Annotated in this window: 19 protein-coding genes and 1 pseudogene; 7 read left to right on the top strand and 13 right to left on the bottom strand. The window is 46.0% G+C overall.

From position 1 onward, the window contains the following. Positions 1-20: 20 nt before the first annotated feature. Positions 21-687: pseudogene (locus tag KNO86_RS12210) on the bottom strand (HAD hydrolase-like protein). Positions 688-829: 142 nt separating this feature from the next. Here KNO86_RS12210 and KNO86_RS12205 point away from each other — a divergent pair. Continuing rightward, positions 830-1,282, top strand: a complete 453-nt coding sequence (locus tag KNO86_RS12205) for a hypothetical protein (protein ID WP_214696600.1) — start codon at positions 830-832, stop codon at positions 1,280-1,282. Positions 1,283-1,338: 56 nt separating this feature from the next. Here KNO86_RS12205 and KNO86_RS12200 read toward each other — a convergent pair whose 3' ends face one another. From KNO86_RS12200 to KNO86_RS12190, 3 genes are all read right to left on the bottom strand, one after another. Then, positions 1,339-2,709, bottom strand: a complete 1,371-nt coding sequence (locus tag KNO86_RS12200) for an alkaline phosphatase (protein WP_214696598.1) — start codon at positions 2,707-2,709, stop codon at positions 1,339-1,341. Between the two features lie 136 nt (positions 2,710-2,845). Then, on the bottom strand, positions 2,846-5,620 hold the full coding sequence (locus tag KNO86_RS12195) for a glycoside hydrolase family 3 protein (protein ID WP_214696596.1): 2,775 nt from the start codon (positions 5,618-5,620) through the stop codon (positions 2,846-2,848). Continuing rightward, positions 5,617-6,690, bottom strand: a complete 1,074-nt coding sequence (locus KNO86_RS12190; RefSeq protein ID WP_214696595.1) for an alpha/beta hydrolase — start codon at positions 6,688-6,690, stop codon at positions 5,617-5,619. Before KNO86_RS12190 ends, KNO86_RS12195 begins: the two co-directional genes overlap by 4 nt. A gap of 120 nt (positions 6,691-6,810) precedes the next feature. On the opposite strand from KNO86_RS12190, the gene KNO86_RS12185 reads away from it, so the two are divergent. Further along, entirely contained in the window at positions 6,811-7,182 is a 372-nt protein-coding gene (locus KNO86_RS12185) for a hypothetical protein (RefSeq protein WP_214696593.1), read from the top strand. Positions 7,183-7,291: 109 nt separating this feature from the next. Then, positions 7,292-8,737 (top strand): DEAD/DEAH box helicase, encoded by a 1,446-nt coding sequence (locus KNO86_RS12180; protein WP_214696591.1) that lies wholly within the window; start codon positions 7,292-7,294, stop codon positions 8,735-8,737. A 195-nt stretch (positions 8,738-8,932) separates the two neighbouring features. Here KNO86_RS12180 and KNO86_RS12175 read toward each other — a convergent pair whose 3' ends face one another. Both KNO86_RS12175 and KNO86_RS12170 read right to left on the bottom strand, forming a co-directional pair. Beyond that, positions 8,933-9,361 (bottom strand): hypothetical protein, encoded by a 429-nt coding sequence (locus KNO86_RS12175; RefSeq protein ID WP_214696589.1) that lies wholly within the window; start codon positions 9,359-9,361, stop codon positions 8,933-8,935. A 14-nt stretch (positions 9,362-9,375) separates the two neighbouring features. After that, positions 9,376-10,569, bottom strand: coding sequence for a DUF4317 domain-containing protein (locus tag KNO86_RS12170; protein WP_214696587.1), 1,194 nt, complete (start codon positions 10,567-10,569; stop codon positions 9,376-9,378). Between the two features lie 280 nt (positions 10,570-10,849). Between KNO86_RS12170 and KNO86_RS12165 the strand changes: the two genes are divergently transcribed. After that, entirely contained in the window at positions 10,850-11,482 is a 633-nt protein-coding gene (locus KNO86_RS12165) for an HNH endonuclease family protein (RefSeq protein WP_214696585.1), read from the top strand. Positions 11,483-11,501: 19 nt separating this feature from the next. Continuing rightward, entirely contained in the window at positions 11,502-11,744 is a 243-nt protein-coding gene (locus KNO86_RS12160; protein WP_214696583.1) for a hypothetical protein, read from the top strand. Between the two features lie 217 nt (positions 11,745-11,961). On the opposite strand, the gene KNO86_RS12155 is transcribed toward KNO86_RS12160, so the two are convergent. Then, positions 11,962-13,011, bottom strand: a complete 1,050-nt coding sequence (locus KNO86_RS12155; RefSeq protein WP_214696581.1) for a 2,3-butanediol dehydrogenase — start codon at positions 13,009-13,011, stop codon at positions 11,962-11,964. A 310-nt stretch (positions 13,012-13,321) separates the two neighbouring features. On the opposite strand from KNO86_RS12155, the gene KNO86_RS12150 reads away from it, so the two are divergent. Further along, positions 13,322-13,894, top strand: a complete 573-nt coding sequence (locus KNO86_RS12150) for a TetR/AcrR family transcriptional regulator (RefSeq protein ID WP_214696579.1) — start codon at positions 13,322-13,324, stop codon at positions 13,892-13,894. 21 nt (positions 13,895-13,915) lie between these two features. Here KNO86_RS12150 and KNO86_RS12145 read toward each other — a convergent pair whose 3' ends face one another. Then, positions 13,916-14,398, bottom strand: coding sequence for a peptide-methionine (S)-S-oxide reductase (locus tag KNO86_RS12145; protein ID WP_214696691.1), 483 nt, complete (start codon positions 14,396-14,398; stop codon positions 13,916-13,918). A gap of 72 nt (positions 14,399-14,470) precedes the next feature. Between KNO86_RS12145 and KNO86_RS12140 the strand changes: the two genes are divergently transcribed. Then, entirely contained in the window at positions 14,471-14,728 is a 258-nt protein-coding gene (locus tag KNO86_RS12140) for a hypothetical protein (RefSeq protein ID WP_074036895.1), read from the top strand. Positions 14,729-14,784: 56 nt separating this feature from the next. Here the strand turns inward: KNO86_RS12140 and KNO86_RS12135 are convergent, their stop codons facing one another. The 5 genes from KNO86_RS12135 to KNO86_RS12115 all read right to left on the bottom strand — a co-directional run bounded on the left by KNO86_RS12135 (position 14,785) and on the right by KNO86_RS12115 (position 19,650). Then, positions 14,785-15,501 carry an alpha/beta fold hydrolase gene (locus tag KNO86_RS12135; protein WP_214696578.1) on the bottom strand — a complete coding sequence of 239 codons (717 nt, stop codon included), beginning with the start codon at positions 15,499-15,501 and terminating at the stop codon, positions 14,785-14,787. Between the two features lie 72 nt (positions 15,502-15,573). Further along, entirely contained in the window at positions 15,574-16,479 is a 906-nt protein-coding gene (locus KNO86_RS12130; protein ID WP_214696569.1) for a hypothetical protein, read from the bottom strand. Positions 16,480-16,500: 21 nt separating this feature from the next. Then, complete coding sequence (locus KNO86_RS12125; protein ID WP_214696568.1) at positions 16,501-17,952, bottom strand: MBOAT family O-acyltransferase; 1,452 nt, start codon at positions 17,950-17,952, stop codon at positions 16,501-16,503. Positions 17,953-18,001: 49 nt separating this feature from the next. Continuing rightward, the gene (locus tag KNO86_RS12120; RefSeq protein ID WP_214696566.1) at positions 18,002-19,408 is read right to left on the bottom strand and encodes an AMP-binding protein; all 1,407 of its coding nucleotides are present in this window, start codon (positions 19,406-19,408) and stop codon (positions 18,002-18,004) included. Then, positions 19,405-19,650, bottom strand: coding sequence for an acyl carrier protein (locus tag KNO86_RS12115; RefSeq protein WP_214696564.1), 246 nt, complete (start codon positions 19,648-19,650; stop codon positions 19,405-19,407). The genes KNO86_RS12120 and KNO86_RS12115 overlap by 4 nt, the downstream gene beginning before the upstream one ends. Positions 19,651-19,817 lie beyond the last annotated feature (167 nt).

Genomic DNA, 19,817 nt, shown 5'->3' with positions numbered 1-19,817 from the left:
CAAACTCGAAATCGATTCACTTATAGCGAAACCGTCTCCTGTAGAACGATGTCTAGCACTTCCGACAAGTGATTCACGACGTAATCCGCTTCTTTCAACTCTGCTTCTTGCGCAAAGTCAAAACGACAGCCGATTGAAGTAAGTCCGTTCGCTCGTGCAGCCATGATATCCGATAATCTGTCTCCGACTACGAAGCCATCCTGTAGTTCATACTTATTCACGATTTCAGCCACTAAATCCCCTTTGTTCAGCGTGTCGATTTGCTGAATACTGTATGTTTCGGTAATCCAATGATCCAATTCATAGTGCGTTACAATCGCTTGTAAATAGTCAACCAAGCCATTGCTCGCAATGAAGACTGGATAACCTCTATGACTCAATTGTTCAAACAACTCGAGTACCCCCGGTATATAATGCACCATTCCCGTTTTGAATGTTTTTGATGAGTCGTCTTAAGAAATAGGCATCTGCCGCTTCCCGAATCTCTACCGTTTGTTTCGACAGCAACGTCTCCCATACGACAGGTAATGGTACCCCCATGATGTTCCGGTATTCGTCAATCGGTGTCGATCCTGTCCATTCTCCATTTTGTCGTAAGTAATCAAACGTTTCATTGAGTGCCAACTCTAAAATCAAATCTGTTCGAAATAATGTTCCGTCCATATCAAAAATGACTGCGTGTTTCATTCGTTTCCCCCTCGTTGGTTGAATCATTACTTGTCTGTCTATCATACGATTCTTTCTGTAAGTTCAGCTCATTCTTTCATACTTCTTATCGCTCGAGTAAGATGTTCTTAGTAGTAATCTTTCAAAATTAATGAGGTGAGCAATGATGTGTCATCAAATTTACATTGAGATTGATCTTGATTCATTAACATACTCTAATCAAATTATTGGTGAAATCAACTTTGTCATTGACACATATGATTATTTCCCGGGAGTCGGTTGGTCTGATTTCGTTGCTGTCCTATTAAAATGGTGGATTGATAGCTGTCGCGCAATTTTACACGCTCCACTTAAATCTGTTCATACGTTTCCATTTATGGATGGTCCCCTTTCGATATCAGCCAAAAAAATATCTTTGTCTGAACTCGAATTATCATTTATGAAAGATGGTCAAATGGATACAGAAATCGGTATCGTTTCAATTGAAGAATTGAAAGTTGCTCTTATTAAAGCAATACGACAGTTCATCAATGCAGTAGACCGATTAGGGTGGGAAAACGAAGAGGTCGATGTATTGCGACATGCAATCAAATCACTAGAAGTATATGAAAGATGATACCTTCAAAAAAAACTACGCGGGAATTCCCACGTAGTCTTAAGGTATATCCTTACTTATTTGATTTTCCCTTTGTTCTTCAACAAGTTGAAGATCCGTTTCGCCTGATCCGTGTTGTCGCTCATACCAACGAATTTCTCTTGTTGTGGCCCGAACGCATATACTGGTACATCGTCACCTGTGTGACCGTCCGTCGTCCAGCCTGTTCCCGAACGTTGATCAAAGATTTTTTCGATGGCGTTATCGATTTCTGTCACGTCATTCGTTTCAGCCGCTTTCTTCACAGAAGCAATCTCTTCAGTCGTCAATTCTAAATCGATGTTCTCACGTAAGACGGCTTCCACGTCCGCTCCACCTTCGATTTCTTTCGCCATGAAGTCCGGTGTGCGTTTCGCTGCTTGAATCGGTGTCGGATCCCAGTTGTAATTTCCGTCCGCTCCGATTGAAATACCACCTGTCGAGTGATCCGCTGTTACGACGACTAACGTTTCCCCGTTCTCTTTGGCGAAGTCACGAACGACCTCAAATGCTTGCTCAAAGTCTTTCATCTCACTCATCGCACCGACGACATCATTATCATGTCCGGCCCAGTCGATTTGACTTCCTTCTACCATGAGGAAGAACCCATCATCGTTCCCTTTTAGGCGATCAAGCGCCGAAGTCGTCATGTCCGCAAGACTCGGTTGTTCCTCGTCACGGTCAATCATTTTATCCATGCCAACTTCCGCGAAAAGACCGAGCACTTGCTCGTTGTTGTCTTGCTTCATTTCTTCTGCAGACGTGACGTAGCTGTAGCCGTCTTCTTGGAACTGTTTCGCAATATTTCGATCCGAGCGTTCGAAGAACTTCGTTCCGCCTCCGAGCATGACGTCGACTTTGTGTTCGCCATTAATCAAATCATCATAGTAATCGTTGGCGATGGCATTCTCACTTTTACGTTGCTCCTCGTGCGCGCCGTAAGAAGCCGGTGTCGCATGCGTGATCTCTGACGTCGCGACAAGTCCTGTCGACATACCGTTCTCTTTCGCTTGTTCAAGTACCGTTTTCACGTCTGTTTTGTCGTTATCGACGGCAATTGCGTTGTTGTATGTTTTCACGCCAGAACTCATTGCTGTCGCTGCTGCTGCCGAGTCTGTTACGTTTTCTTCTTCGTCTTCAGGATATGTCGATTGCATCCCTACCAAATGTGAATCGAACGCAGTCGGTTCCATTTCTACCGTCTCTTCATTATCGTTCATGTAACGAAGTGCCGTCGTATAAGGCACGCCCATCCCGTCCCCGATCATAAAGATGACGTTTTTCGCCTTATGATTCTTTGAATCCTTTGCTGCTTCTGCTTCGTTTTGTTGCTGAACGCCAACGATGCCCCCGAGTGCAAGCGTCGAAACGACTGCGAGTGGAACGAACTTTTTCATTGTCTTTTTCATCTGTAAACCCTCCCGAATGTTTGCTACTTCTGTAGCCTAACGGACTTTTGTAAAGATACATTTTCAGAATGAATACAGATGTGTATGCTTTTTGTAAATAGAAAAAGGACGCCTCATTGAGACGTCCTTGCATCCATTATCCGTTCTTCATACTGAATTCATCCGCAAGTGTGAAAGACACGTCCTTCACTTCTAGACCGCTCAATGCGAAATAGAGTTGGAGATAATTATGCTGGTTCAAGAAGAAGACCTGCTTCGTCTGTGTCACCCATTCCCCGTCCGTCCCGTTAAACGTGAACGTCGCACCCGGGATATTGTTCGCAAACAACGTCACCGGCATCTGCGCCAACTCCCCAGCGTTCGAACGGGCCGTCAACGTGATGTCATACGTCCCGGTCTGGTCGACCGAGATGGCGAAGACGTGCGTGTTCCCTGTCGAGGTGTCGATTCTTGACAAATCAACGTGTTCCCCGTTTTCGAGATGCTGATAGTCCAACTCGAATGCGTCCTGTTGATTCGTCTCATCTTCAAAGCCGAGGACCTCGACCGAACCATCATGAATTCCGAGAAGACGCTCCATCGCCGGTGATTTCAAGATGAATGAACAAATGTTGCGCGCGCTCCGTAACAACTCACCCCGTGTGACCACCCCTTCTTCGAGCGATGCCATCGTATTATCCTCGAATGAGTTGAGGTCCGGACGGTCGACGACCATATACAAATCGTTTTGCGAGCGGACCATCGCTGCCGTATTTTGACGGTTGGCCGATTCGTCCTCACGGAAGTTCACTTTTGCCCACCAGTCTGTCATGACGATGCCTTCAAAGCCCCACTCGTCACGTAAGATGCGCGTGTTTTGATCGTATAATCCGGCCGTCCAAATCCCATTGACCGCACCATACGTCGTCATGATTGACGATGCGCGCCCTTCTTTCACGGCCATCTCGAACCCTTTCAAGTAAATCTCGCGTAACGCCCGCTCCGAGACGACCGAATCGATATCGTGACGATGTGCCTCCTGGTTGTTGGCGCTGAAGTGCTTGAGCGTTCCTGTCACACCGACACGATGCATCCCGTTCAATTGAGCGACTGCCATCTTCCCGGTCAAATGCGGGTCTTCTGAGAAGTATTCAAAGTTCCGACCGTTCAATGGGTTGCGATGAATATTCATCCCTGGTCCGAGCAACGTATCGACGCGGTTTTTTCGCATCTCGAGCCCTGTCATCTCGAACAAGTCTTCAACGAGGTCAACGTTGAACGTAGAAGCTAAGAGAGTCCCGTTCGGAAGCGCGAACGCCTTCGTCCCGATATCCATGCGAATGCCTGATGGACCATCGGCACAACACGCCGCTGGAATCTCAAGCTCGTTCAATCGGTCGGACACACCACCAAACGCCGCTGCCGTCCCCGGTGTGACACGCGGTGAGTTCATCCCTTGTCCGCGGACGATTGTCGCCAAGTCCTCATCCGTCAATTGATCCAAGAATGTGTCGAGTGACGCCTTCTCGTGATATACATCGCTCAATTTGATACCTTGGTCACCCGTGAACACTCGCGTCTCAGGGCGTTCTTCCAAATAACGTGTCTCGACATCAACGGCACGAAGCGGCGTTGATTCGTAACCGACTTCCCATCCTTTTTCGTTCTGAATCGGCTTCATCCGCTCGAACGGGAGGACAGGCGCCATATTTTCGCTTAACGTCTCGAGGACGCGTTGCTCCTGCTGCTCGACTTCGAAAGCGAGTGTAGCCGAACGCACATCCGTTCCGACATATAAGCGATATGTTCCTGATTCGAGAACGAAGCTCGATTCATGACCCGTCACGCCAGAGTCGTCGTAGCTCGCAAAATCAGTCATCTGAACGTTAAACGAAAGGGTTTGTCGCTCACCCGGTTCAAGAAGCAATGTTTTCTCAAACGCTACTAAGGACCGGAGTGGATTTCCGAGTTTTCCTTGCGGTTTTTCGACGTAGAGCTGGACGACTTCTTTCCCGTCACAACCTCCCGTGTTCGTCACTTCCACCTCAACCGTTAGGACGCCATCGACTTCTGCCGTACGCTTCACTTCAGTATGGAATGTCGTATAAGACAATCCGAATCCGAACGGGTACAAGACGTCGTCTTTCGCGAACGTTTCAAAGTAGCGGTAACCGACATAGATATCTTCCTGATAAATCCCTTTATCCGCGTGACCAAAGTTCTTTGTCGACGGATAATCCTCGATGGATCGGGCAATCGTATCCGTCAGTTTCCCGGAAGGACTCACGTCACCGACAAGCACGTCGACGAGTCCTTTTCCGCCTTCCATCCCACCTTGCCATGCATAGAGGATCGCACTCGGCTCATTCGCCCAATTCATGTCGATGATGTTTCCGACGTTCAACACGACGACCGTTTTGTTGAAGCGCTTCGTCACGCGCTCAATCATCGCGTGTTCGATATCCGTCAATAAGTAACTGCCCGGGTCGGCCGTATTGTCACGGTCTTCCCCTGCCGTACGTCCGATCATGATGAGGGCGACATCTGACTCCTGTGCGGCTTGATCGACGAGTTCATCCGATACGTCCATTTCCTGTTGCGACCACGGTTCACCGGCCCAACCGACACCTTGGTCGAACGGGTTCTCTTTCACCCATTCCTCATACGTCGCATAAAGCGATTCATTGATGTGAATGTCTGTACGTTCACGTAGTGCCTCGAGCGGTGTCGTGACATGTCCGACGTTCACCATCCCACCTGAACCGGTACCGCTCTTATAGTAATGGAACTGACTACGCCCAAATACGGCAAGCTTCGTTTCAGACTGCAACGGGAGGGTTTTCTGTTCGTTTTTGACTAACACGACCCCTTCCGCGACCGCTTGACGTGCCAATTCCTCATAACGTTTCCAATCCAATGTATACTGTTTCATTTCGTCAGCTCCTTAAGTCCTTTTGCGATTTCATTCATACAATCATCTGCCTGTGGGTAGTCTCCTAATTTGTCCATAAAGGCATGATCCATACCCCGATATTGAATCAGTCGAGTCGGAATACCAGCTTCTGAAAGTTTTCGGGCATATGCCTCCCCTTCAAGTCGTAAGTAATCGTACTCGGCTGTCACAATCAAGGCTGGCGGTAAAGTCGTGACGTCCTCTGCCAAAAGTGGTGAGACGAGTGGATGCGTGACATCCGTCTTCCCTTGAAGATAGAGGTCATTTAGTAGCGAATGTGGATCTGCAAGAGCGAGCACGACACCTCGAATCAGGTCGTGATGGTGTGAGATATCGTACGCATCGAGTGTCCATTCAAAATCATCTGTCGGAATCGATCCCAGATTGACGACGGGATAGACGAGTGCTTGATAACAAATGCGCCCCTCCCCTCGTTCTTTCTCCATCAGACAACAAGCGGTCGCCAAATTCCCTCCGGCACTGTCTCCGGCGACGGCGATTTGGTCACGGATGACGTTCAACTCCGTCGCGTTGGCGTATACCCATTCAAAGGCTCGGTAACAATCGTTCAATCCGGCCGGGAACGGATGCTCCGGGGCGAGACGATAATCGACAGAGATGACGACCGCGTTCGCCCGTTCCGAAAGCAATTTACATGGATTCTCGACTGTCTCGAGCGTCCCTCCGAAGAAGCCGCCCCCGTGGAAAAAGAGAATCGCTGGGACTGGTTCGGTATGATGCGGGCGATACAGACGGGCCGGGATGTTTCCGTCTTTACTTGGAATTTTTACATATTCGGTTTTGATAGCAGTCGTCGTCTGATCCCGGTTCGGCCAACCCATGCTGGCACGTGCCACAGCGAGATCGAATTCGCCATCCGGTTCGTCACCTGAATGATTCGTGGTCAGTGTCGCGAACACGCGTGGATCGAGGTCACCGGTACGATCTGAATCTGGAATCGGTTTGATGATGGTTTCGAGATGGTTCGCGTGCGTTCGATATTGGCTTTGTTGAAGGTGTTGGACGAGATATTTATCATCGGATTCCATTATGTAAGCCCCTTTCTTTCAATGTTTCTGAACCTGATAAAATATTGTTATTGGATAAAGTTGTACATCGGCTCATCGCATGATACGTTGTTGGAACAGATCACTAAAGGAGTGTTATTGATGTATAACTGCGTCAGCTGCAATAAATCATTGAACGAACATGAAGTCATCCATACAGATGAACTCGGTCATTTCGGTGATCCAATCAAGCATTATTGCGATGCTTGCTTCATTGAGGGAGCAAAAATCGGTTTTCACAAGATGGAGATTGGTTGCTGCACAGCATGCCAACAACCGTTAGTTTTACAATTTGATCAGGAAGAAACCGCTAGCCTGGCTCGTGAAGATGGAACAGTTCATTACATATGCCCTCAAATGCTAGAAGCATATCAACAACAAAATGAAGAGCTGATCGAACAGTTAGAAGATGTTCATGACCAGTTTATTTTTTATGTGATTCAACCCGACCCGACGTTGCCTGACTTCGGATAATGGATTCTCATTCGCTTTCCTACCGTCTTTCGGTCTATAATGGACTGTATTGCAAATAGACATTGAAATTTTCTGAAGCAGAAGTTCTCACGAAAGAATGAGGTTACCCATGAACAAACAGCAATTTACGGATTATCGCCTGAGCGACGAGATTACTCGTGCGTTAGGCATTATGAAATACGAATCACCGACCGAAGTACAACAACAGGTCATCCCACGTGCGCTTGAGCGCGAAGACTTAATCGTCAAAGCACAGACGGGAAGCGGAAAGACAGCTGCTTTCGGGATTCCGGTCATCGAGCTCATCGATTGGGCCGAAAACAAACCCCAAGTCCTCGTCTTGACACCGACACGCGAACTCGCCGTTCAAGTACGGGAAGACATGACGAACATCGGACGTTTCAAACGAATCAAAGCGACTGCCGTCTACGGGAAAGAACCGTTCTCGAAACAGCGTGAAGAATTGAAACAAAAGACACATATCGTCGTCGGTACACCTGGACGCGTTATGGACCATATTGAGCGCGAGACGCTCTCACTCGATCGCATCGAATACTTGATCATCGATGAAGCGGACGAGATGCTCAACCGCGGCTTCCTCGCCGACGTAGAGAAGATTCTTCAACAGTTGCCGAAAGACCGCGTCACAATGGTCTTCTCAGCGACATTCCCACAAGATATCGAACGTCTCTGCCAGAAGCATATGAATGCTCCGGCACGTGTCGCCATCGAGTCGACAGGTATGACCGCTTCGACAATCGAACACCGTTTACTTCCCGTTCATCGGAATGAGAAACTTGCTGTCCTTCAAGACATCACGGTCGTCGAGAACCCGGACAGCTGTATGATTTTCTGTCGGACGAAAGAGAACGTCGATACGGTGTACGCCGAGCTCGACAAAGCCGGTTACTCGGCTGAACGTCTCCACGGCGGACTCGAGCAAGAGGACCGTTTCGCCGTCATGAACGGCTTCAAAATGGGTAACTTCCGCTACCTCGTGGCGACAGACGTCGCAGCACGTGGAATCGATGTCGACAACGTCGAACTCGTCATCAACTATGACGTTCCTGTCGAAAAGGAAAGTTACGTGCACCGGACGGGTCGTACCGGACGTGCCGGTAAACAAGGAACAGCCATCACGCTCATGACCCGTCAGGAAGAACGTCTCATCGGAGCTATCGAATCATACGTTCAATTCGAGATTCCGATGATCGATGCTCCGACGGAAGCGGAAGTAGCGGCTAACCAAGATGCCTTTGAGCAAAAGTTGAGCGGACGACGCGTCGTTCGAAACAACAAGACAGCTCGCATTAACCAGGACATCATGAAGCTCCACTTCAGTGGCGGGAAGAAGAAAAAACTTCGTGCTGTCGACTTCGTTGGAACAATTGCCAAAATTCCTGGCGTATCCGCTGACGACATCGGCATCATCACAATCAATGATCAGATGACGTACGTTGATATCCTCAACGGAAAAGGTTCGATTGTCCTTCAAGCGATGGAAACGACGCCTGTCAAAGGGAAGAAATTAAAAGTAAGCAAAGCACGTAAATAATGCAGATTCAGCCTCAAAGATGATAGTCGTCTTTGAGGTTTTTTATTACCTCACAACAATCGAAAGCGCTTTCGATAAACATTAAAAAAATATGGGTTTCGGAAAACGTTTTCACCTGCATCATACCTGTATCAAATCTCAAATTCAACCTTCCTCACTCGATTGTCAAAAAAGAGCCCAATCTGTCGTTCGGGCTCAGTCTTCCAAGTGAAGAAAATCAAATTTTGAGTCGATGGTTGAACTGTGGCTCGTTTGATGAATCGATTCGTCACGACTCACGAGATATGTGTACTCCGCATCCGGTTCTGTCGAAAATTTCGCGAACAATGTATGGGGATTCATACTCTCAAATCCGTCCTCCCCATAAGAAATAGAGCGGACGGTGACCGTTTCGGTTGGATATCGATTCTTGAGATACGCTTCGAGCACTATTTTTTCTTCCTGCACCTGTTGATTCACCCAATAAGGACGAACTGCATAGAATATTCCGTACGCCAATACACAACATACCGTCACAATCCGTATACGCCTTCGCCATTTCCCATGAAATTGAAACGACAGCAAAGCCAATACAACCACGATGGCGAACACAATTAGTAGATCAATCAACTCAAGCGGATGCATTGCGTTTCCTCCGATCAGTCTAGCGACTCTTCAGAGATGAGCTTGAATCCTTCAATCTCTGTCTCTTCTTCCACTTCGATCAACAGACATGGTTTCCCTTTATAGTTCACTTGCTTCACATATTTTAAATCTTGTGGACTGACAGAAATATTGGCCACTTTCGTATTGATTTTAATCGATTTCGACGTATATTTTGGAACGACGCTCGTCGCTTTCATCTCATATTTCGTGTCATCGACGACTTGTTTGAACGCCTGCTCGACTTTTTCTGTCGTCACGTCTTCAACACCGCTCGCCCGAAGGACGACCTCGACCGCACGGGAGTCGAGCATCGCTACCCGCTCTTCTTCCTGTTCGTTCTCTTCTTCAGCGACAATGATTTGATTGATCTCATCATAAACGGTTGCGAGCGTCCGGGAATTGACTTCTTCCCCGATGACCGCTTTCACCACTTCTTCGAAGACCGCCTTCTCTTCCACTGCTGTAACGATTTCTGAACCGTTCAGTACGTTCTCAATGAACGTCATATCCGGTTGGTGCGCTTTATGTGCCGAATAGAGGATATGGTTCACATCGGCCGCATTATCCGTGAAACACGGGAATAAAAATCCACCAATTGGCGCCTCGAGTTTGATGATTGGATTCACAATCAAGCTGGCTTTGAATTCACGCTCGACGAAGTCAAAGACGAGTGACTTTTTCGGAAGTTCTGTCGGGCTGATACTGCCGAGGATGAACTTCGTCGTATACACTTCATCGTTCGCGTGAATCTCAGACTCTTCCGAATACCGGTTCGTCGGCTTATTGTAATTACCCCGGATGAACGTCACGACCATGTCTTTTTCAAATGGCGTGTCTTTCACCATCTTCAAGGCGATGCGTTGCATATAGTCCGTCCATACGTCTGTCTCTTCCGTACGAAGTCCTTCATACAGCAATCCTTGCGTATGGTCGACTTGGCCTTCCTCCGGATATTGGAACTTCACTTCGAATAGTTTTTCATCTAGCTTCCCACCGAGCACTTTTTTGAAGTTTGTCAAAAACAGTTCCTGCTGTTCTTCTTCAAGGAACGGGAACGGGCGCAACTCTTCGTAGTAAATCTCATTCGTTTCCTGCCGGATGTAAATCGTATATAAGTCAGCAATCTTCAGCTTCGTCGCATTCACTTTAAACTGTCGGCGAATCGCCGCAATCTCTTTCTTGTTCATTCCATCCACCTCTTCTTTTCTCTCAATCCATGTCATTTATTATACCAGTCCTGATCGCTCACTAGTTCCAAAGAAATAACACGAGATCGCTCGCTAATGCTAGAGAAGGATTTGCGATAGTCTTTCTAATCATTTTGCAGATTTTCACACTTTTTCAAAATCGACCTGTGTATGATCAAGTTGAATTTATTGCGTGATGTTTGTCTCACTTTTTGGTTGATGAAAGGTTGCCCACTTGCTCGACAAGTGTTCATTCCAAATACATAGTAGGAGGCTTTTTATGTTGAAGAAACTCATGTCTGTCGCACTCGTCACATTGCTTGTCTGGATTTCCGCGTCATTTGACGCGACACCGGTCTCTGCATTCCCACCGAATATTCCTTCGAAAGCGGATGCGCTCACAAAACTGAATGCGCTCACTGTCAAAAATGAAGGGTCGATGACGGGGTACAGTCGGGACCTCTTCCCACACTGGTCGAGTCAAGGAAGTGGTTGTAACACGCGTCACATCGTCTTGAAACGGGACGCTGACTCGGTCGTCGACCAATGTCCGGTAACGACGGGCTCATGGTACAGTTACTATGACGGTTTGACGTTTACGTCGGCATCTGACATCGATATCGACCACATTGTTCCGCTCGCTGAAGCATGGCGCTCTGGCGCAAGCAGCTGGACGACAACCAAACGTCAGAGCTTTGCGAACGACTTGAACGGTCCTCAGTTGATCGCGGTGTCCGCTTCATCGAACCGCTCTAAAGGAGACCAAGACCCGTCGACATGGCAACCCCCTCGTACCGGGGCACGCTGTGCATATGCGAAGATGTGGGTTGAGACGAAGAGCCGTTGGGGCTTGAGCCTTCAATCAGCAGAGAAGTCAGCACTCACGACAGCCATCAACGCTTGTATTTATTGAGAGAGAAAAGGAGTCATTCATGAACAAACTTACTTCTACCTTTAAGGCAACCCACGGTGTCATGACGGAAGAAGTCGGTGTCATCAGTGGCGATTTGGAATTGACGACGGCGTGTCAGGAAGATGGTTCCTTGACACTCCACATCACGTACGTCGGAGCGAAAGATGTATACACGCTCCCCGGGAGTCCATATCAGCTGCATGACCCGAACGATCATGACGTCGTTCATCAAATGCTCGTGAACATTCTCGAGCGGACGTGAAAACATCGCCAACTCCGGATTAAGGGGTTGGCGATGTTTCGTCTTTTCGATATTTCGTAAATAAACTATTCGGTAAATGACAATAATTCTCCGAACAACTTGCCTAAATGAACGGTCAAGAAATTGTCTCGACCGAAAAACAGTACACAAGTTCTTCCCCGAAGAAATGTTGTGCTTAATTTGATAAACTGTCTCTTAATTTTAATTTATTGACTATTTATTTAGTTTGTAATGCGTAAACATTTTCTTTTTTAGGTGTCACAAGGATTTTGCACTGAGATTTATCATGAATCAAAGATTCAAATCCTTCGTCTTTAATGTCGTCTAAATAAATTTTCTTTGTAACAAATGTCTCTAAATTCACTTTTCCTTCGGCAAACAAATCAATCACTTCTTTAAAATTATTCGCATAAGCAAATGATAAAGAAATTGATTTTTCAGAAATGATAAACTCATTAAGCATAATAGAAACTTCCTTTTCATACATAGCAACAATCATAAGTTCTCCGCCTTTTTTTAAGGCTTCCATCGCTGCAACAAATGTAGGCTGTACTCCAGCCGCTTCAAACGCTACATCAACACCCTTATCGCCTGTGAGTTCTTTAATTTTTGATACAACATCAACTTCTAATGGATTGATGATATGCGTTGCGCCTACTTTCATCGCTCTGTTGCGTCGTTCTTCTGCCATTTCAACAACAATAATTTGTGAAGCGCCTTTAATTTTAGCCATTGCCGTAACCAAAAGTCCCACAGGTCCAGCACCGAAAACAACACAACTATTCCCTGCTTTTAATTTACTATTTTTCACAGCATGATGAGCAACTGCTGCCGGTTCTACAAGCGCCCCATGTTCTAAAGAGAGATGGTCAGGTAAAACATGCATATACTTTTCATCAGCCACCGCATAAGTTGCGAAGCCTCCATCTTCAGTCAATCCCTGAATCCCAATATTGTCACAAAGCTGTGGACGTTGTTCCAAGCAATATTCGCATTCTCCACAACTTCTTAGCGTCTCAACAACGACACGATCTCCGACCTTAACCGTACGAACTTCTTCTCCAATCTCAACAACTGTGCCGGCATACTCATGTCCTAATACGACATTACCAGGTATATTTAATGGACCTGCTACGTACTCGTGCAAATCACTCCCACAAATTCCACACCATTCTACTTCTACTTTTACCTTATGCAATGAAATTTCCTTCTCTGAAATTTCATCAATTCGAATGTCTTTTGCTGCGTAAAATTTAGCTGCTTTCATAAATAATTACCCCCTAAAAAATTATGAACACTTACTCTCCCTTGTTGTAAGCGCTTTTAATTTTAGTCATCAGATAATACCATCACAACCATCAAATTGATTCAATCTGTATAAAATTAAACAGATTCTCTATAAATGTTTAATTTTTTTGTATCTTTGTATCGAAATCGTGCAAAAAATAAGCTTTCATACTTTAGTTGGAAAATAGACTAAAGATGTAACAACATTTATGATTAATATAAATTAAAAAAGTATGAGCAATTTTACAATTCCTCACCTGCCGAGTATTGTAGAAAACGAGGTCTCACTTATGAATCGACAAAAAAGAAAAACTCAAGCCGCAATTATAAAAGCACTTTTAAAAAATGCAATCATAAAAGGGATTGAGCAAGTTACTGTTCAAGATATTGTAGATGACGCTGACATCAACCGAGCGACTTTTTACAATCATTTTAAAGATAAACAAGATTTAATCGAACATATAGAGAGCAATACATTAAATGGATTAATTCAACATCTTAAAATTCCAAAGTACGGCGTTCAGTCATTTTCCGACCTCATTTATCCCCCTATTCTGAATTCATTAGAGCATGTGAAGCAATACTCGTACACTTATAGCGTTCTATTGAGTCCGAATGGTCCTACTGATTTTAGATGGCGTATGTTAGAAATCATAAAAAAAGCCGTTCGACATAGCATAGAAGAAATTAATAACAGAGACATTCATATAAATAACAAAGAGTCTTATCTTATTGATTTTGTGGCTGGTGCCCATTTATCTATTATTATCAGTTGGGTAGAAAACGGATTTGATTGTGAACCTAATGAATTAGCAATGCAGATATCTAGTCTACTATCAAATGGTATAGATACTGATTCGTAATAATGCAATTCAATATATCGATTAACATTCTGACACTTTATACTTTCTAATTAAGTTATTCGGAATATGACAATAATCGTCCGGGCAACGCGTCAAGCGGTCTTGATGTTCGTCCGCACTTCGCACATAGTTCGTGAGCGGTTTGACTTCAACAGCAATCCGTTCTGCATCAAGGCGTCGCTCAATGAATTCTTGTGCCTCCATCAAATGTCGTGATTCTTCACTGTATACGCCCGTTCGATACTTCTCCCCGACATCGATTCCTTGTTGGTTGACACTGTATGGATCAATGATTTCGAACAAATAATTCATCAAATCCTCGACCGTCACTACCTCCGGATCGAACGTTGTTTTGACACACTCCGCGTAACCGTCATACTCTCCGTCTAACGTATCGGTCGTACCGTTCGCGCGTCCTGCTTCAGTTGAAAGGACGCCCGGTAACGTCCTCACAAATTCTTGAACACCCCATAGACATCCGCCCGCTAAATAGATTGTTTCGATTCGAATCACTCCCCATCTCTTTGAATCTTTTCTTCAGCATACACGTAATGATGAGAGAAGGGAGAGATTTGATTGAATAAACAACGTTTTCTCACCACATTGACCAGCTCCATCATCCTCTTTGTTGCCATGATCTTTATTTTTCGTAACGACTATTCTCTATTCGCTGAAATGGCGATCATCTTTCTAGCGGTCGTCATCGGCCAAACAATCCTCGAACGACTATTTCGACGCTTTGCGGAGCAACGGGTATCGAATCAGACGGTATTCGTCTCGTTCCTGTCGATGCTAGTGATACTATGGACGTTCGCAGGCATTCTTTTTGATTGAATATATAGCTTCGCCTCGCGATAAATTCCCATCGTTTATGGATGACTTAAAAGTGTTTAAATTAACTTTCGAATTGCTTCTACAATTAAATGTGGCTCATCTCTTTGAATATAATGTGCGCTCTGCTCCGCAATTACAAACGTGGCATTTGAAGATATTCCCGTCATTTCTTTTTGTAAGACATTCCACAGCCTCTGATTTTCTGCGGAATAAAAGTCTTTCTTTCCTGCTGATATGATTGTTGTCGGGATTGAAAGATCAAGATTTGCTTGTTTCACTTGGTGCAAACTTTCCATAAATTCATCATAGTTCCCTTCCCGCACAAATTGCTTGGAGTATGCGTTTTGAAACTCTCGTGACATGGTCGGAAGAAATCGTTCCCGATAGTCGCTCGGCGTCGTGTCTACTAGCACTAGACCCACTACCTCATCTCGATATTCAGATGCGAACAATTGCATATTGACGCCTCCAAACGAATGACCGACCAAAATGAACGGAGATGCTATATCCAACTGTTTGATTAGTTGGTGCAATTCTCGAACCATCTCCTTACTGGTTCTTCGATTCGTACTGGTCCCGCTTTTGCCTAGACCCGCCCTGTCATAAAGAAGGACATTGGCATATGTCGACACTTCATCCGCCACCTGTCTCCAAGTCGTAGAGTCATCGCCATATCCTGCATCCATGATGATTGTCACTGACTTTGAATGTTGTTGAATATACTCAACATATAACTCACAGTCATGGATTTTTACCATTTGCTGATTGTTCATGGTTTCCCCCTTCACTTCGTCCCTTTCGCTATCATAAAGCATAAAAAAATTGATGGACAGCCGCCCATCAATTTATAAATATCCCAACCGCTTCAAATCTTCATAAACGAGTGAAGACAACAGCGTTCGCCCATCACCGTTCAAATGGTCCGGGTTATGGAAGAATGACTGCTCATGAATGAATCGTTCATCCCCCATATAATTGAGGAACGGAACATCTAAATCAAGCTTCTCTACATGCTGAAACACGAGGCGCTCCATGACGTCTTCATCAAAATACGTATGATACGACGCATGGACCGGCTCCATCGCCAAGACGACACGATACCCTTGTCGTTTACAGTAATCGATGATGTCTTGTAAATGCGACATGTTCTCTTCAATCTCATGATGGTTCACGGCATTCTCATATTGAGCGGCCACTTCCTCATACTTACGCTCTGAGTAGTTCAGCCCACCATTCTCCCATGGCTTATGCGCATCAAACCGAAAATCTCGGATTTCCCGGGAAATCGCGGCATAAACACTGCCACTATTCAATGCGGGGAACTCCTCATGCGTATAATATTGAAACAGACTGACCGGCTCGATGTCTTTACGGTCCAAGACGCGATAGTAATTCGCCTTCCGACCGACATCTGAGTTGCTGAATGTGATTTGAGATAAAGACACGATCACGACCCCACCTGGTTTCAAGTGTTTATCGTATTCTTTCAACATCTTTAAGTCATATTCAATCGGTTGACTTGGTAACGCCAAGTCGAGATGCGACAATCCGGCCGGTTTAAAATAATACCCATACATCGCATGAGACGTTCCGAGATTGATGATATCGACAGGATGAGGGTCTTCTTTAAACGCTAGGACGGCCCGATTGTTATTGTACTCCCACGAGTCTTTCACGAACTCGTTGACGGGAATAAAGATGGCGATAATCACGAGTAACACAACGACGATTTTAATTCCTAAACGCTTCATGCTAATTCCTTTCCGAGCATCTTAAAACCCACCGTATACAAATCCTTGGCCCGACACGCCAAACAAGAAGGCCGAGACAATCAAGAACAAGTTGATCGCCACGCTCGTCACGGCAGACTGACGTGCCATCCAATCCCAAGCCGAACCTTTCGTCCGTTCAATATGTTGGAACAAGTGAACGACGACAAAGACGACGAGGAAGATAATCAAATCGAGTAACGAGAACATTTGAATCGCCTGTATCATGCCTGACGGTGCCCATGAAGAGGGTGTCACGTACAGTTTGGCATGCGAGAACGCCTCTGCCATCGAATGTGATTGAAAGAAGACACGCGAGAAACAGACGAGCTGGAACGTGATGGCGATTTTCCACCACCGATGTAGGGTCGGCACGCGGTCAAATCCGACCCATGACGCCATTTTTTCGCGCTGCTGTTTCGTATGGTCTCCGAACACACGATAGATTCCATGAATAAGTCCCCATAAGACGAAATTCCACGCGGCACCATGCCAAATTCCACTCACTAAGAATGTTGCGAGGATGGCACCATAAATCTGCTCGCGCTTCTTCTTCCCTTTCGCGAGCGGCATGAAAATATAATCTCGCAACCACATCGAAAGTGTGATGTGCCAGCGGTTCCAGAAGTCGGCAATCGATACGGCAAAGTGTGGCTGTTTGAAGTTCTCCGATAATCGAATTCCGAGCAATCGTGCACAACCGATGGCGATATCACTACACGCCGAGAAATCGGCGAACAGTTGAATCGAGAACAACATCGTCGCGAGCACAATCTCTGAACCAGTCGGATCTGGACTGTTGAATACACTTGCGACAATCGGAGCCAATCGGTCAGCGATCAACGTCTTCTTGAAGAATCCCCAAATGATGCGCTGTATCCCATAACTGATATTGTCGTAGTCGAGATGTTGCTCCGTCTTCAGCTGGGGAAGTAGCTTTTTCGCTCGCTCAATCGGTCCCGCTACGAGTTGCGGGAAGAAGGCGAAATAGACCGAGAAATAGCCGTAATGACGCTCTGCTTTTTGCTTCCCTCGTGAGACGTCCACGACATAACTGATAGCTTGGAACGTATAGAACGAGATGGCCAACGGCAACACGATCTCTTTATACGGCACATCATAATCAAATCCGCTCCATGCGGCGAACGAACGGAGCGAATCGTTGACGAAATTAAAATACTTGAACCATCCGAGGAAGAAGACAAGAACCGAGACACCGACCCACATGAGCCGTTTCTTCTGTTCTTTCTTTTCTTGCTTTTCAATCAGAATCCCAATCACATAGGTGAAGGCGGTACTGATCAACAATAGCGGAATGAATTGGACGCTCAACGTGGCGTAGAAGACATAGCTCGCTAAGAGGAGGAGCACCCATCGGAATCGATGCGGGACCACGTAATACGTTCCAACGATGATTGTTAAAAATAAGAGAAATTCAATCGAAATAAAAGTCATATTTACCACCTGATGTTATGAAACTTGACGATGTACCGATTCCTGACAATCAGGTGGTCACAAGTTCTCGCTTCGGCAATGCGGCATAACGAATCTTTCCGAACGAATTACGTGGAATCTCGTCAATCTGCATCACCCGAACACCTTTCACCTTGATTTGTTCTTTGATGATTTTTTGAATGCGTGCGACGTCATCTTGCAACGTATACACGTATAATTGGTCGTCTTCCCCCGCACAGACGCAGTCATGTCCGTGCTCTCGAAGGAGAGTCTCGACTTCGTCCAAGCTGATTCGACTTCCATACAGTTTAATCATGCGCTTGATGCGGCCGACGATGAAGAAATACCCATCCTCGTCGCGATACGCCATGTCACCCGTACGTAAGACACCTTGATTGTCGTCACCTTTCGCAAGGTCAGCTAACGAGGTCGCGTATCCGAACGACACATTGTCGCCTTGATATACTAATTCGCCCGTCACGTTCGCATCTTTGATGTCGTTCCCGGCTTCATCTCGTAACGAGAGTGTTCCACCAGGGATGGCGATTCCGATACTTCCTGCTTTTTTCGCATGCATCCGATCCGGTAAATACGACATCCGAGCCGTCGCCTCCGTTTGGCCGTACATGATGAAAAATTGAATCCCTTTTTCTTCACACACCGTCGCGAAGTGATGGGCGAGCGTTGGGTCCAACTTTCCACCCGCTTGCGTCAACTTCTTCAAACTTGGCAAATCATACGCCTCAAATTTCAAACGTTTTAACATCTCGTAATGAAACGGTACGCCACCAAACGTCGTCGCCTGCTCAACACGACACAACTCCCAAAACTCTTTTTGAACGATCGAACGGTCTGTTAGGATGATGGTCGCCCCTTTCAACAGATGACTGTTGATAATCGAGAGCCCATACGAATAGTTCATCGGAAGGGTCGTAATCGGTTTATCCGTCTGATCGATGTCGAGATAGTCGATGATTGATGTGGCGTTTGCTGATAGATTGTTATACGTGAGACGGACCAATTTCGGACTTCCGGTACTCCCTGAAGTCGTCAACAGAAGGGCCAACTCTTCATGAAGTTCATGGTGAACTGTTGCTCCTGTTTCAAACAAGGCGTAACCACCGTAACCATAGTAAGCATCCAAGGAGTTCACCAAATCGTCTCTCGATTCCGGTGCCCATACGTGCGTCGGTTCATACCGTTCCATCAACTTCTGTAATTGCTCGGCTGGGATATCCGCGTCTAACAAGACGGGTACGACGCGTCCCCGAATAAAACCGACATAGCCGAAGAGCGACTCGACCCGGTTGGCACATAGACAGAAGACGAGCGACCGTTCGCCGACTTCTTGACAAATCGAGTCGCCGACCTCCAACATCTCGCCGTATGTGTAAGAATGGTCCTCATAGACCGCCTCGCGATCCATGTACTGCTCGAGTGTTTGAAAAAGCGTCATGACTGGATGTCCACACCGAGGCGCTGCAGCAACGCGATGCCAGACTGATACGAATGGAACTCCGTCATTTCATCCGAGTCGATATAGACGTCAAACGCATCCTCGATTTCTGCGATGAGCGTCATGTGTCCAATCGAATCCCATTCCGTCGATTCTCCGAGCTTCATGTCCTCGAGAACCACATCGTCCTCTAATTCCAATCCGTTTTTAAATGCCATGTTATATGCTTCAAGCGTGCTCATTGTATTCATCCTCTCACGTTCACTCCAACTGTTCGATTTCATCTATTCTTTTTGACTGATAATGATAATCATTTGCCTTGTGATTCTATCACAATTTTTCGAAATCGGTCAATTCTTCATAGGAGAAAAAACTTGGAGTTGAGCGATTTTCTGCATGAAAAAGACCG

The organism is Exiguobacterium sp. s160 (assembly GCF_018617575.1).
GTDB lineage: Bacteria > Bacillota > Bacilli > Exiguobacteriales > Exiguobacteriaceae > Exiguobacterium > Exiguobacterium aestuarii_A.
This window is presented reverse-complemented; position numbering and strand designations above follow the sequence as displayed.